Annotated in this window: 11 protein-coding genes; 3 read left to right on the top strand and 8 right to left on the bottom strand. The window is 73.1% G+C overall.

Annotated elements, in window-relative coordinates; translation table 11 throughout:
• Positions 1 to 25: 25 nt before the first annotated feature.
• The 3 genes from IE248_RS12230 (at position 26) to IE248_RS12240 (ending at position 3,518) form a co-directional block, all read left to right on the top strand.
• A complete protein-coding gene (locus IE248_RS12230; RefSeq protein ID WP_229895268.1) occupies positions 26 to 1,189 on the top strand; it encodes an aminotransferase class V-fold PLP-dependent enzyme in 1,164 nt (387 codons plus the stop codon).
• Between the two features lie 96 nt (positions 1,190 to 1,285).
• The gene (locus tag IE248_RS12235; protein ID WP_073798709.1) at positions 1,286 to 1,900 is read left to right on the top strand and encodes a TetR/AcrR family transcriptional regulator; all 615 of its coding nucleotides are present in this window, start codon (positions 1,286 to 1,288) and stop codon (positions 1,898 to 1,900) included.
• A complete protein-coding gene (locus IE248_RS12240) occupies positions 1,884 to 3,518 on the top strand; it encodes an isovaleryl-CoA dehydrogenase (protein WP_073798710.1) in 1,635 nt (544 codons plus the stop codon). The genes IE248_RS12235 and IE248_RS12240 overlap by 17 nt, the downstream gene beginning before the upstream one ends.
• 26 nt (positions 3,519 to 3,544) lie before the next feature.
• Here IE248_RS12240 and IE248_RS12245 read toward each other — a convergent pair whose 3' ends face one another.
• Genes IE248_RS12245 through IE248_RS12280 form a run of 8 tightly spaced genes read right to left on the bottom strand, consistent with a single transcriptional unit; the run spans position 3,545 to position 13,160 of the window.
• On the bottom strand, positions 3,545 to 3,844 hold the full coding sequence (locus IE248_RS12245) for a hypothetical protein (RefSeq protein ID WP_190030716.1): 300 nt from the start codon (positions 3,842 to 3,844) through the stop codon (positions 3,545 to 3,547).
• Complete coding sequence (locus IE248_RS12250) at positions 3,837 to 6,077, bottom strand: hypothetical protein (RefSeq protein WP_190030717.1); 2,241 nt, start codon at positions 6,075 to 6,077, stop codon at positions 3,837 to 3,839. The genes IE248_RS12245 and IE248_RS12250 overlap by 8 nt, the downstream gene beginning before the upstream one ends.
• 22 nt (positions 6,078 to 6,099) lie before the next feature.
• Positions 6,100 to 7,797 (bottom strand): phage tail protein, encoded by a 1,698-nt coding sequence (locus IE248_RS12255; protein ID WP_190030718.1) that lies wholly within the window; start codon positions 7,795 to 7,797, stop codon positions 6,100 to 6,102.
• Positions 7,798 to 7,817: 20 nt separating this feature from the next.
• The gene (locus IE248_RS12260) at positions 7,818 to 9,914 is read right to left on the bottom strand and encodes a putative baseplate assembly protein (protein ID WP_190030719.1); all 2,097 of its coding nucleotides are present in this window, start codon (positions 9,912 to 9,914) and stop codon (positions 7,818 to 7,820) included.
• Positions 9,911 to 10,300 carry a GPW/gp25 family protein gene (locus IE248_RS12265; RefSeq protein ID WP_124290582.1) on the bottom strand — a complete coding sequence of 130 codons (390 nt, stop codon included), beginning with the start codon at positions 10,298 to 10,300 and terminating at the stop codon, positions 9,911 to 9,913. Before IE248_RS12265 ends, IE248_RS12260 begins: the two co-directional genes overlap by 4 nt.
• A 13-nt stretch (positions 10,301 to 10,313) precedes the next feature.
• Positions 10,314 to 10,703, bottom strand: coding sequence for a hypothetical protein (locus tag IE248_RS12270; protein WP_079196313.1), 390 nt, complete (start codon positions 10,701 to 10,703; stop codon positions 10,314 to 10,316).
• Positions 10,704 to 10,716: 13 nt separating this feature from the next.
• Positions 10,717 to 12,414, bottom strand: coding sequence for a phage baseplate assembly protein V (locus tag IE248_RS12275; RefSeq protein WP_073798715.1), 1,698 nt, complete (start codon positions 12,412 to 12,414; stop codon positions 10,717 to 10,719).
• On the bottom strand, positions 12,411 to 13,160 hold the full coding sequence (locus IE248_RS12280; protein WP_079196314.1) for a CIS tube protein: 750 nt from the start codon (positions 13,158 to 13,160) through the stop codon (positions 12,411 to 12,413). The genes IE248_RS12275 and IE248_RS12280 overlap by 4 nt, the downstream gene beginning before the upstream one ends.

Raw genomic sequence — 13,160 nt, forward strand, 5'->3', positions numbered from 1 at the left:
CCGCCCGCTGCCACATGATGGGCGGATGTCCGACACCCACAGCGAGGGACGTGCCATGACCACAGCCCGGGAGCTGTTCGACATCCCCGACGGGATCGCCTACTTCAACACGGCCAGCGTGGCGCCGACCCTGCGGGCGGGGGTGGCGGCGGGGGCCGAGGCCCTGCGGTGGCGGGCGCAGCCCTGGCGGATCGCCGGCGCCGACTGGTTCGGCGGCGCGGAGGAGCGCCGGCGGCTGTTCGCCGGGCTGATCGGCGCCACGGCCGAGGACATCGCCCTGGTGCCGGCGACCAGTTACGGCCTCGCGGTCGCGGCCGCCAACCTGTCCGCGCCGGCCGGCGGCCGGGTCCTCGTACTCGACGGGGAGTACCCGTCCGGGATCTACACCTGGCGGCGCTTCGCGGAGCGTACGGGTGCCACGATCCTCACCGTCGCGCGAGCGGGCGGGCAGTCCTGGACCGAGGCGGTCCTGGGGGCGCTCGACGCGCAGGTGGCGGTGGTCTCCGTGCCCCAGGTGCACTGGACCGACGGCGCGGCACTGGATCTGGACCGGATCGCCGGGGCGGCCCGGGCGGCCGGCGCCGCGCTGGTCGTCGACGCGAGCCAGTCGGCCGGGGCGATGCCGCTCGACGTCGGCGCCCTGCGGCCCGACTTCCTCGTCAGCGTCGGCTACAAGTGGCTGCTCGGCCCCTTCGGGCTCGGCTACCTGTACGTGGCCCCGGAGCACCAGGGCGGCCGGCCGCTGGAGGAGAACTGGATCGCCCGCGAGGACTCCCAGGACTTCGCCCGGCTCGTGGAGTACCGGGACGCCTACCAGCCGGGGGCCCGCCGCTTCGACGTGGGCGCCCGCACCGCCTTCGAGCTCACGCCGATGGCCGTCGCCGCCCTGAGGCAGCTGACCGAGTGGACGGTGCCCGGGGTCGCGGGGGCGCTCGCGCGGGTCACGGGCCGCATCGCCGAGGAGGCCGCCCGGCGTGACCTGGGCCTTCCCGCCCCGCGCGGGCCGCACATGCTCGGCGTCACCGTTCCCGAGGCCTGCCGGGACCGCGTGGTCCCGGCCCTCGAAGAGGCCGGCGTGTACGTCGGGGCCCGCGGGGACGCGATCCGGATCAGCCCGCACCTGCACACCACGGACGAGGACGTCGACCGGCTGTTCGGGGCGCTGGACCGGGTGCTGGCCCGCCGCTGACCCGGCCCGGGGCCGGCCCGGCCCGGCCCGGTGCCGTCCGGACCGGCCCCGTACGGGGCTGGTGTGAAGCAGTGAATCGGTGCTTCAATTCTTCCCGTGCCCTACCGACGCCCCCCGGCCGTACAGGCCCGCCTCGACGCCCGGCGCGACCACGTGCTGGAAGCCGCCGTCCGACTGCTCTCCCGCGAGGGATACGGCGGCTGCTCGGTCGCCGCGATCGCCGCCGAGGCCGGCATCTCCACCGGCAGCGTCTACCAGTCGTTCGCCGGCAAGTCCGAACTCGCCGCCGCCCTCTTCCGGACCCTCGTCGCCCGGGAGCTGGAGGCCGTCGCCGCCTGCGCGGACCTCCCCGGAACGGCCGCGCACCGGGTGGCCGCCGCCGTGGAGATCTTCGCCTCCCGCGCCCTCCAGGCACCGCGCCGCGCCTTCGCCCTGCTGGCGGAACCCGCGGACCCGGCCGTCGACACCGAAAGGCTCGTCTTCCGGCGGGCGTTCCGCGACGTGTACGCCGCGCAGATCGCGGCGGGCGTGGCCTCGGGCGAACTGCCCCCGCAATCCCCCGAGCTGACCGCCGCCGCACTCGTCGGCGCCATCGCCGAAGCCCTCGTGGGGCCCCTCGCCGACGGCGACGCGGACCCCGGCGAGGTCATCCCCGGACTGATCACCTTCACCCTGCGTGCCCTTGGAGGACACGATGCCGCAGACGCATGAGGTCACCAACCAGGTGCCCCCGCACCACGGTTACGACGCCGCCGCCGACCCGGCCCTGCTGGAGGCGCTCACCCGCGAGGGAGCCGCCTGGGCCGCACCCGAGCTCCACGACCTCGGCGTCCTCGCCGGATCCGAACGGGCGGCGGACTGGGGCCGCCTGGTCAACGAGCACCCGCCGGTGTTGCGCACCCACGACCGCTACGGCCACCGCGTCGACGAGGTCGAGTTCCACCCGTACTGGCACGAGCTGATGGGCACCGCCGTCTCCCACGGGCTGCACGCCACGCCCTGGGCGCAGGACCGGCCCGGCGCGCACGTCGCGCGGGCGGCGAAGTTCCTCGTCTGGGGACAGGTCGAGGCCGGCCACTCCTGCCCGATATCCATGACGTACGCGGCGGTGCCCGCGCTGCGCGCCGCGCCGGAACTCGCCGGATGGCTGGAACCGCTGCTGGCCTCCCGGACGTACGACTTCGGGCTGCGCCGGCCCGACCGCAAGCGCGGGCTGATCGCCGGCATGTCGATGACCGAGAAGCAGGGCGGCTCCGACGTACGCGCCAACACCACGACCGCGACCCCGGCGGGCGACGGCACCTACCGGCTGACCGGACACAAGTGGTTCACCTCCGCGCCGATGTCGGACGTGTTCCTGACCCTGGCGCAGGCGCCGGGCGGGCTGTCCTGCTTCCTGCTGCCGCGCGTCCTCCCGGACGGCACCCGCAACCGGCTGCTGCTCCAGCGCCTCAAGGACAAGCTGGGCAACCGCTCCAACGCCTCCGCCGAGATCGAGTACGACGGGGCCTTCGGCTGGCTCGTGGGCGAGGAGGGCCGCGGGGTCGCGACCATCATCGAGATGGTCAACATGACCCGCCTCGACTGCGTCCTCGGCGGGGCCTCCGGCATGCGCCTCGGCGTCATCCGCGCCGTCCACCACGCCACCCACCGGCGCGCCTTCGGCAAGGCTCTGATCGACCAGCCCCTGATGCGCAACGTCCTCGCCGACCTCGCCCTCGAATCCGAGGCCGCGACGGCCGTCGCGCTGCGCCTCGCGGGCGCCACCGACCGGGTCGCCCAAGGGCAGCGGGACGAGGCGCCGCTGCGCCGCCTCGCCCTGGCCGTCACCAAGTACTGGGTCTGCAAGCGCGCCCCCGCGCACGCCGCGGAGGCCCTCGAATGCCTGGGCGGCAACGGCTACATCGAGGACTCCGGCATGCCCCGGCTCTACCGGGAGGCCCCGCTGTCCTCGATCTGGGAGGGCTCCGGCAACGTGGCCGCCCTGGACTCGCTGCGGGCCATGGCCAAACAGCCGGAGACCGTAGAGGCCCTGTTCGCCGAGGCGGGCCTGGCCGCCGGCGCGGACCGCCACCTGGACGCGGCGCTGGCCGCGCTGCACAAGCAGCTGGCCGACCCCGCCGAAGCCGAGTACCGGGCCCGGCAGATCACCGAGAACATGGCCCTCGTCCTCCAGGCCTCGCTCCTGGTGCGCCACGCCCCGGCGGCCGTCGCCGACGCGTTCTGCGCCTCCCGCCTCGGCGGGGAACACGGCGGCGCGTACGGCACCCTTCCGACGGGCGTGGACACCGGGGCCGTCCTCGCCCGCGTCCGGACGACCGCCGTCTGACGGCCGCGGCGCGCCGCCGCCCGCCGCTACGGCACGTGCACGGCCCGGGGAGGCCCGGGCCTGGGGCGGGAGTTCGCCTCGGCGGGGGCGGCCGCCGGGGCGGCGCCGTCCTCCCCGGCCGGCCCGGTGCGCGGAGTTTCGTCCTCCGGCAGCAGTTCCTCCAGGATCCGGATCGCCCCGCCGACGCGCAGCAGAGCGTCCCGGGTCGCGGCCTCCTCCCGCATCAGTCGCTGGAGCTGGGCCTGGCCCTTGTCGTGGTCCCGCCGGAGCCCGGCCAGGCGCTCCCGCATCCGGTCGGGCAGGTCAGAGGTCCGCTGATCAGTCATCGTGTGTCCCTTCCGGCGGTGCCAGGAGGGCGGCGCTCTCCGGCTGGCCGTGTTCCCCGGGGTGGAGGTAGAAGCTCCGTTCGTTCTCCGGCTTGTCCTGCTCGTTCGCGATCCGGTGGGCCTCGGCCCAGGCGTCCTGCCGGACTCCCGTCACCTGCCAGGACACCTTGACGCCCGGCCGGTCGGTCCGCAGGGTGAAGTGGTTGTCCTTGATCTCGTCGATCACGGCCGCCTGCGCCAGACCGCCGACCGGTGTGAGCTGGTAGCGGAACTCGCGGTTCAGGGCCTCGAAGTACTCCGGCAGGGCGACGGTCGCCTCGCCCCGCTCATCGGTGTCGACCACTCCCGCGTAGAAGGTCGCCATCTCCGGGGACTCCACGAAGGAGTGCGACAGGTACTTGTTGGCCGGGTCCAGGGGATGGTCGATCATGAAGCCGCCGCCGCCCTTGATGATGCTGCCGCTGACCCTCAGGTCGCCGTTCACGTCGAGTTTGAACTGGGGCGTGATCGTGCCGATTCCGACGAAGTCCTCGCTGCCGCTCAGGGCGATGACGTTGCCTCCGCTCTGGAGGGTCAGCATCCCGTTGCCGGTGTCCTTGACGGACGATCCGAACAGGTGCAGCACGGCCTCGCCGTCGCGGCGTCCGAAGTGCTTGCCGAAGGTGGTCTCCCCGGCCACCGTGAGGCCGCCCCGGCAGCTCACCATTCCGGTTCCGGTGTCCATCACCAGCGCGAACCCGGCACCGGTGTTGCCCCAGAAGCCGACGCTGGTGTCGTTCTCCATGCCGACGAACGCGCGGTCCTTACCGGGGGCCTGCTGGTGGAACCAGATGCCGGCCGACGGGTCGACGGCGCCCTGCCGGCACCTCATCCGCCCGTTGACGTCCAGCGCGTTTCCCTGGCCGCCCTTGCCGACCGAGAGCAGGTCCTGGCCCGACCACAGCCGGGCGCTGCCCCCGAACGCGTACCAGACCCAGCGCTCGCCCTGCTGGGGGACCGTCACGAAGCCCCCGGACGCCCGGTCGGCGAAGGAGTAGCCTCCTCCGCCCCCGCCGGAGTGGACTCCGCCGCCGCCCACGTTCAGGGCGGCTTCCACCGACTCGGTGGTGGCGACGCGGACCTTGCCCGCGGCGGAGAGGTCACCCGCCATGTCCGTACGGCCCGTGACGTCCAGGCCGCCCGTGACGCTCAGGGCGCCGCCGACGCTCAGGTCGTCCGTGACGCTGAGGGCACTGCCGACGCTCAGGCCGTCCGTGACGGTGAGGGCGCCGTCCTCGCTCACCACCAGCAGCTCGGTCTCCGTGCTCTCGTTGCGCAGGTGCCAGCCCCCGTCCTCGCCGGGGAACATGGAGTACGCCGGTCCGCTGTCGTCGTTCTCCAGCTCGATCCCCGAGCCCGGCGCCGGCGTCGAGACCCGCAGCCCGTGCACGTCCGCCACCCGCGGGGTGATCTCCACCATCGCCGAGGGGGAGTCCGTGCCGATCCCCACCCGGCCCGTGGCCCCGTCCGCCGAGAGGGCGGTGCGAGCCGTGCCGTCGGCGCCGAACACCGTCAGATCCGCTCCGCCGCCCGCCCTGGCCCGCAGTTCCGCCGCCGGACCCTGGCCGACGGCCGTCGGCGGCCCCGCCGAGACCTGCGCGCACCGCAGCTCCACCCGCTCCACGGGAACGCCCGCCGCGCGGCGCGGTCCGGCCGTCAGCCCCGCGACCGAGCCGTCCGCGGCGAGCGTCACCTCGGCCAGCACCACCTGCTCGCCCACGTCCCCGAACCCGGCCCGGGGCACCAGCCGCAGCCAGGGGGCGTGCAGCCGGATCAGCCGGGTCTCCCCGACGATCTCACGCCAGGTCAGGGTCAGCAGGTACGACCCTTCGGGGACCCCCGCGGTCCCCAGGGGCAGCAGCCCGTCGCCGCCGACCACCACCGGGGTGATGTTCAGCAGCTGCCCGGGATCGAGGTTCGGGTCGGTGAGGGCGAAGCCGCCGGGGTCGACGACGCTGACCCGGCCCGCGGCGTCCAGCGCGGTGCCTGCCTGGACGGTCAGCCCGGCCTGTCCGGGCGTCGCGCTCACCCGCAGCCCGCCGCAGACGCCCCAGGTGTGCAGGGTCGCCCCGCGCGCTTCGTCGAGCCGCCGCTGGTAGTCGTCCGAGTCCATCAGGCTCTCCGCGCGGGTGGTGGATCCGCTGCGGACGCTGACGGTGTCGAAGTTGAAGTATTCGGTGCGCTTGACTGGCATGCTGCTCACCCGCTCGTCACTGCTAGTCGGTCCTGGTCACCGCGCGGATGCGGCAGTGCGCGGGCTTGTGCCGGTCCAGAGTGGAATTGATCATTCCCATGGCCTGGTTCACCTGGCGCTTGCGCTTCACCGGATCGGCCGAGAGGTCGGCCTCGGTGAAGTGGATGACCACGTTGATGTCGAAGGGCTGGATCCGGGACCGGAAGTCGTTCAGGTCGGTTCCGGACGAGCCGCCCTGGCCGGGATCGCAGACGATCAGGTGCTCGCCCTGCGCCGTCATCCCGGTGGGACTGACGAAGTGGCCCGGCCCGGTGATCCGCAGGGTGCTCGCCGGGCCGGGCCCCGTCTCCACCAGGTGGACGCAGGCCGGCACGGCCTTGAGGAGGATGAAGGGGGCGTCCGTGGCCGAGGGCCAGAAGGGTTTGAGGCCGACGTCCAGCACGTACAGCCGGTCGGCCCCCACCCGGGCCACCGCGGTGGGCGCGACGAGCGGGTTGTCCGGCGGCAGGAGACGGGTGTGCGTCCAGGCGGCCGCGGCCGTCTCGCCCCGGACCACCCGCACCAGGTTGCCCCCGCCGGCCTCCGGGGGCGGGGGCGTCAGCTGGTCGCCGCCGTCGCCGATGAGGAGGGCGCCGTCCTCGTCGGCGAACAGCGAGAGCGGCTCCTTGACCACGCTCCCGTCCAGCTCTTTCACCGTCACCGACAGGGGATCCGGGCGTACGACGAAGACCCGGGGTGTGGCCGGATCGCCCGGCGGCAGCCGCCGGTCCAGGACCAGCAGATCGCCCTCGCCGTCGATGGCCATCGCCAGCGGGTGCACCGGACCGGTGTCGGACAGCGCCGTCACCGCGGTCGCCGTGTCCGCGGTGTACGGGGCCGGGACCGAGAAGATCCTTCCGGCGTGGTCGAGGACGAACAGCGTCTCCGGCCGCCCGCCGCCGGCCGGCCGCACCGCGACGCCGATGACATTGCCCAGGGCCTGCTGGGGCACCAGCGGCCGGGGCAGCGGCGGGCTGCCGTCGTCGAAGTCGGGCTGTCCCGCGGCGCTGAGGCGCCACACCCGCCGCTTGTGTGGGAACGCGACCTCCTGCGGCAGACCGCGGTCACCGACGAAGAGCGAACCGTCTGGTCCCCGGGTGACGCAGCACGGGCACATCAGGCCCTCGCGGACCACCGCGGCCATCCCCTCCAGCACGGGCCGGAAGGTCGCCAGCGAGGAGACCGGGGCCGGCACACCGGACTCCAGGTGGACGAGGAGCAGGGAGGAACCGTCGTCCAGCGCCACCCGGGGCCGGACCCCGCCCACCGCGTGCAGGTCCATCAGGGCGCTCAGACCGGAGCGCAGCCCTCGCCGCCGGTGGATGTCGCCGATCTCCGCGGTCGCCTTGCGCCGCTGGTACTCGTCCCACAACTGCTCGCCCTGGAGTTCGGGGAAGCCCAGCGACACCCAGGACGCCAGCCACGGCAGGAACTCCGGCGGCGTCGACCACGGGTCGAAGAGCCGGTCCAGCCGCGCGATCCGCTCCCCGATCGCCGGATGGGCGTGGCTCTCGTCGCCCGCCCGCGTGTGCTTCTCGTGCAGGATCGGCACACCGTCGGAGATACCGCTCAGGATCTTCTCGAAGACCCGGAGCGCGCTGCCGAGGGAGAACTCGCCCTCCCCGGGAGCCTCCTCCCAGAGCACGGGCGGGAGGTAACGGAGATAGCTGCTGTCGGGCATGGCCGGTGTCCTCCGTTCCGTCACTGGGACGAGTTCCTGACGCTCACTTCCGGCTTGCCGGCACAGACGAGTTCGTAGTCGGCCACCTGCACCGAGGCGCCGGAGCCGGCGCCGGGTTTCGGTGTCGGGAAGGGCGGCCGGCCACCTGGGTAGTCGGGCTGCCCGGGCCGGACGCTGAGATGCTCGATGTAGCCCACGTCCTCGGGGGGCATCACCGCCCGGAACAGATCCGAGCCGAGGACCTGCTGGCCCACCTCCCACCCCTGCCCGGCGGGCCCGCCGCGGGTCGGGTGCAGGAACTCGGCGGTCTTCCGCTCGACATCGGCCTTGACATGCGCCAGGTCCACACCGGCCAGCTCCGCCTCCCGCCACACCACCACGTTCACCGTGGCGACGACGGGCAGGTAGCGGGGGCCGTGCACGAACAGCCGGACCGTCAGGTCCCGGCGCTCGTCCAGGTACGCCCGTACCGCGTCGATCAGTTCGGGCGGCGGCTCCGGCCGCGCCACCAGCGCGCCCTGGTCCGGTACGACGATCACGGTCACGTTCCCGGGCGCGCGGTCGATGCCGCCGAAGGTCCACGGAGCGCCGTTCTGCGGGTGCGGGGCCAGGCACCGGCTGATCCGGACGTCGCTGGTCGCCTCCCGCGCCAGGTAGGCGTAGTCGTCGGCCGTCACCGCGCGGTCCCGGATCCTCAGCTGCTCCGGGGCCCTGCGCAGGGTGTCCTCGGTCGGTTCCTCGTCACAGCCGTCCGTGACCGCCGCCGTGTTGGAGACGCCGCTGACACCAGTGGGCACCGTCCCGTCTGGCCGGGTGCCCATGACGACGATCTGCCCGCGGGAGACGTTGCCGGCCGCGCCCGACGCGACGTACCGGTACGACCTCGCCCGGATCAGAGCGCCGGCCGGCGGGATGCTGCCGTGCCCCGCGCCGTCGCGCTCGTCGTGGCTGCCGAAGCCGACCTCCCCGGTCACCGGATCGAGCCGGTACGCCTTCCCCGGCCCCGGGAGCAGTTCGGGCACCTGCCGCCAGGTCTCCCACTCGGGCGGCGTGCCCTGACCGACCTGGACTTCGAGGTCGGCGTACGGGGCCTTCGGGTCCGGCCGCCGGTACAGCGGACGGTTGCGCAGCGCGAACACCTGGAAGGGTTCGCCGCTGCTCTCGCCCAGGGTCTCCGGCGCGCGCAGGGAGAGCGCGGTGTGCGCGGGCGCGGCGTTGAAGAGGACCTGGCCGAGACCGACCTCCAGCGGCCCGGGACCCGGGTTGGAGATCAGCAGGTCGATCCAGAACCGGCCGGCGTCGAAGACCGGGGAGCCCGGCGCAGGGCTGGAGTTGCCCCACTCCTCGTTCGGGTTCTGGGATTCCCACGCCTGCGTCATGGTCAGGTGGACGGGCCTGTCGTGGAGGTCCGTCGTCGTGCCGGAGGTTTTGATCACGGTCCAGTCCGGGGGCTGTTCGCCCCCTCCGGACCGGGCCCAGGACACCGTCCCCACCGGTGAGTCCGGGACGGGCCGCAGCAGCCGGGGCCGCAGCACGACCTCCGAGGCGCGCGCGTCCTCGAAGCCGAGGCACAGGTGCGCCGTCAGACCCGGCTGTACGGAGACCGGGTCCCGCCACGTACCGCCGCCCACCACCTCGGCGGACACGTCCTGGTAGAGGAAGACGGAGTCGTCACCGGGGTCGGGCGTGAGCAGCAGCGCCGTGGTGAGGCCGAAGGGCAGGACGGTGACGTCCTCGTCGGTCTCGAACACGATGGGGACCTCGCCCTCCACGGGCAGCGTGTGGGCCTGCGTGCCCGCCGGCACCAGCACCGACTCGGCCTTGGTGGTGAACGCCAGGTGGGTCGAGGCCGGGGTGGCGGGGTCGCGGGTGATGCCCATCAGGCGCAGGAACGCGAGGTAGTTCTTCTCGGGCACCTGGTTCAGCCGGTAGATCATCCCCTCGCCCAGCCAGGCGAACAGCTCGATGAGGGTGATGCCGATGTCGCTCGGCTGGTCGTCCGTCCACTGGGGCGCGTACGTCGTGCGCAGGGCCCGCATCTCGGCCGCCAGGTCCTGCCAGGTCCGGTCGTCCAGATCCGGCGGCAGCACGCGCCCGCGCCGCGATCGCGGGGTCACGGCGACGGCTCCAGCAGGAAGGGGTGCACGACCCGGTCGGTGGCCCCCGTGGCGCGGATGCGGTAGCCGATGTCGATCAGCAGGGCGGTGCGCGCGCCGTCGTTCGTGACCGTGACGTCGATGAGCTCGATGCGCGGCTCCCAGCGGCTGAGGCCTTCCTCCACGTAGTAGCGGGCGAGGCCGGCCGTCGACTCGTCGTTCGGCGCGAACAGCAGGCGTTTGAGGTTGCAGCCGAAGTCGGGGCGCATCACGCGCTCGCCGTACTGGGTCCCGAGGATGATCCGGATGGACTCCTGGATCTTGCGCGGGCCCGCGGACTCGTCGAACCCGGCAGTTCCCAGCCGGACGGGGAAGGCGAGGCCGCGGCCGTGGACTTCGGACTCCATGATGGCCTCCGGATCACTCCGAGCTGAGCTTCGACTGGTTCGCCGCGGGCGTCAGTACGGGCGGCAGTGGTACCGAGCCGTTGGTCGTGAGGCCGATCCGGTCGAGCACGACCGGGAATCCGCCGGACCTGAGCTTGCGGGATTCGCCCGAGGACACCCCCAGCACGCTGGTGCAGGGCGTCGGCGGGGATCCGGTGTTGGGACAGTTCGCGATGGTGGCGCCCATCAGGCTCGACTTCACCAGTACCGGCTCGCCCGAGACCTTCAGCTTCTGCGTGCTGGAGGTCGCGATCAGGCCCGGGACGGGCGGTGGCGGTGGCGGGGGACCGGGCGCTGGTCCGGCCGGTGGCTCGGGCACATGCCCGCAGGTCACCGTGCTCGCCGTGGTCAGTACCTTGCCCATCCGAGGTCCCTCCTCACGTGATGTTGACGTCCGTCTCGCTGACGACGAGCTTCGTCGCGCCCTGCGCCGCGGCCAGTTCGACGGAAGAGCCCGCCGTGATCGTCGTCGTGCGCCCGGCCGCGGTCAGCGTGACGTCGCCGCCCGCCGTGAGCGACAGGTCACCGGCGGCGCTGATGGTCAGCGAGCCGTCGGCGGCGTTCAGCGTGATCGCGCTGCCCCGGCCGCCGTCCCTGATGACCACCTCCCCGCCGGACTTCGTGTCGTCGAAGGTGATGGTGTGGCCCGACCGGCTCTTGATGACACGGGTGCTGTTCGAGCCGTCCGTGTTGGTGGCGGGCGGCGGCTGGTCCGCGTTCCACAGGCCGCCGATGACGTACGGCTTGCCCAGGTCTCCCTGGTCGAAGGCGACCAGCACCTGATCGCCGGGCTCGGGCAGCCAGTAGAAGCCCATGTCCTTGCCCGCCATCGGGCGGGCGCAGGGGGCCCAGCCTCCGGTGAACCGGTCGGACAGCCCCGGGAAGGACACCTTCACCCGGCCCAGCGGCGCCTTGGGCGGCACGGCCGTGACCTCGTGATTGTCCTCCACCACGCCGACGACCACACCGTAGAACGGCTCCGTGCGGTTGGGGGGAGGCTCCTCCACGATCTGCTTGCGCAACATGCCCAGCAGGCTGGAGTGGCCGCCCTGGCTGATCGAGAAGTCGGTCATGAACCCGCCCTCGTCGATCCGGTGGGTCACCTTCCGGAGCCGGTAAGTGCCGCTGAAGCGCTTGCCCACCCCGCGGATCTCGATGAACTGGCCGGCGCTCAGCCCGGGTACGCCCACGCACGAGCCGGAACCCTCGTACATGCCGTCCAGCAGCTCCGCGAGCAGCGACTGCGCCAGGACCTTCGCGTCCAGCGGGTTCTCCAGCGAGTGCCGGCGGATGCCCTTGCGCGCCATGGCGAGGAGCAGGTCGGCCGCGCTGCCGCCGAGCCGCTCGGTGAGCTGGTCCACGCCGAGGTCCGCGGCCAGGGCCAGGCCGTGGACGGTCTGGGCGAGCTCCTGGTTGTAGCCGCGTACGACTTGCAGCCCCGCGGCGGCCGAGGCCGAGACGCGCGGCGTGAAACTCGACAGGTTCCGGCCCCATTCGAGGACGTGGGCGGCCGCCTGCGGGCGCGGGAAGCGGAAGTACATCCGGTCCCACTCGACGTAGACGTCGAAGTGGTAGCGCCGCGCCCGGTCCTTGAGGAAGGCCATGTCGCTCTCGACCTGGATGATCTTCTCCTTCACGCCGGGAGTCGGGTCGACGACCGGGACGAGCCCGTTCTCCACCGCGATCCGCGCCGCCACCAGGCTGTCGTTCATGAACGTGTACTCGGTGGGCTCCGGCTGGCCGCGGCGCATCCGGTAGGACCTGTCGTAGCCGGACACCTGCACGGTCGGCGGGCCGCTCTGCGGGAACGACGGCTCGACGGCGGCGATCTCCCCGAGGAACGCAGGCTTCAGGTCGTTGCCGTACCCGAGGTGGATCTCCACCGTCTTGCCCGGGTCCAGCAGCGGGGAATCGAGCAGTGCGTTGTCCGGGTTGCGCAGCACGAAACCGAAGGAGCCCGCCAGGTCCAGGCTGGTCTCCACCGTCATGCTCAGGACCTGCTCGGCCAGTTCGGCGGCCATCGTCAGCCCGGCGACACGGATGTCGAAGCGCGGCGCGTACGACGAGGTGGTCATGGCGCCGCCCCTCCCGCGTGCCGGGGCGGGATCACCAGCCGCGTGTTGGGCGCGAGGTCCAGCGGGTCGACGACGCGGTTGGCGTCGGCGATCTCCCGCCACCGGGCCGGATCGCCCAGGTAGGTCGCGGCGAGCCCGCTCAGGGTGTCGCCCCGCACCACGACGTGGACCGGCGCCGAACCCGACACCACCGCCCCGGCCGCCGCCACGGCCCGGTTCGCGACCCCCGACACCGTCGGCGAGCCGAAGAACACCCCGCGGCGCACGTCGATCTCCGTCGGCACGTACTCCTGGAAGCGGACGGAGAGGCTGGAGCGCACCGGGGTGCCGTTGCGCAGGAACATCGTGAAGCGCTGACCGGCGTCGACCAGCACGCAGCGGAACTGGAAGCCGCCCAGCGAGAACAGCAGGACCGGCGGCCCCTGCGTCTGCGGCCGCTTGTCCAGCAGCCGCACGATCGGGCCGGTGTGCGCGCGGACGTCGCCGCCGCTCTCGTACGTGTCGAAGAACAGCTCCATGCTCAGGGTGCGGGCCCTGCCGCGCACGTACTGCACGGGCGGGGTGTTCAGGCCCGGGATGCCGATCTCGGCGAAGCTGTTGCCCTGGTCGAGCTTGAGTTCCTCCGGGTTGAACATCACCGGGAAGCCCTCGCCGGACGTCGTGTCGATGATCTCGGCCCTGGCCAGCGCGGCGCTGACCGGCGAGGGGCCGGGCACCTCGGGCAGGCGGAACGGAGTGGCCGGCAC

The organism is Streptomyces goshikiensis, assembly GCF_014650555.1.
GTDB classification, from domain to species: Bacteria; Actinomycetota; Actinomycetes; order Streptomycetales; family Streptomycetaceae; genus Streptomyces; species Streptomyces goshikiensis.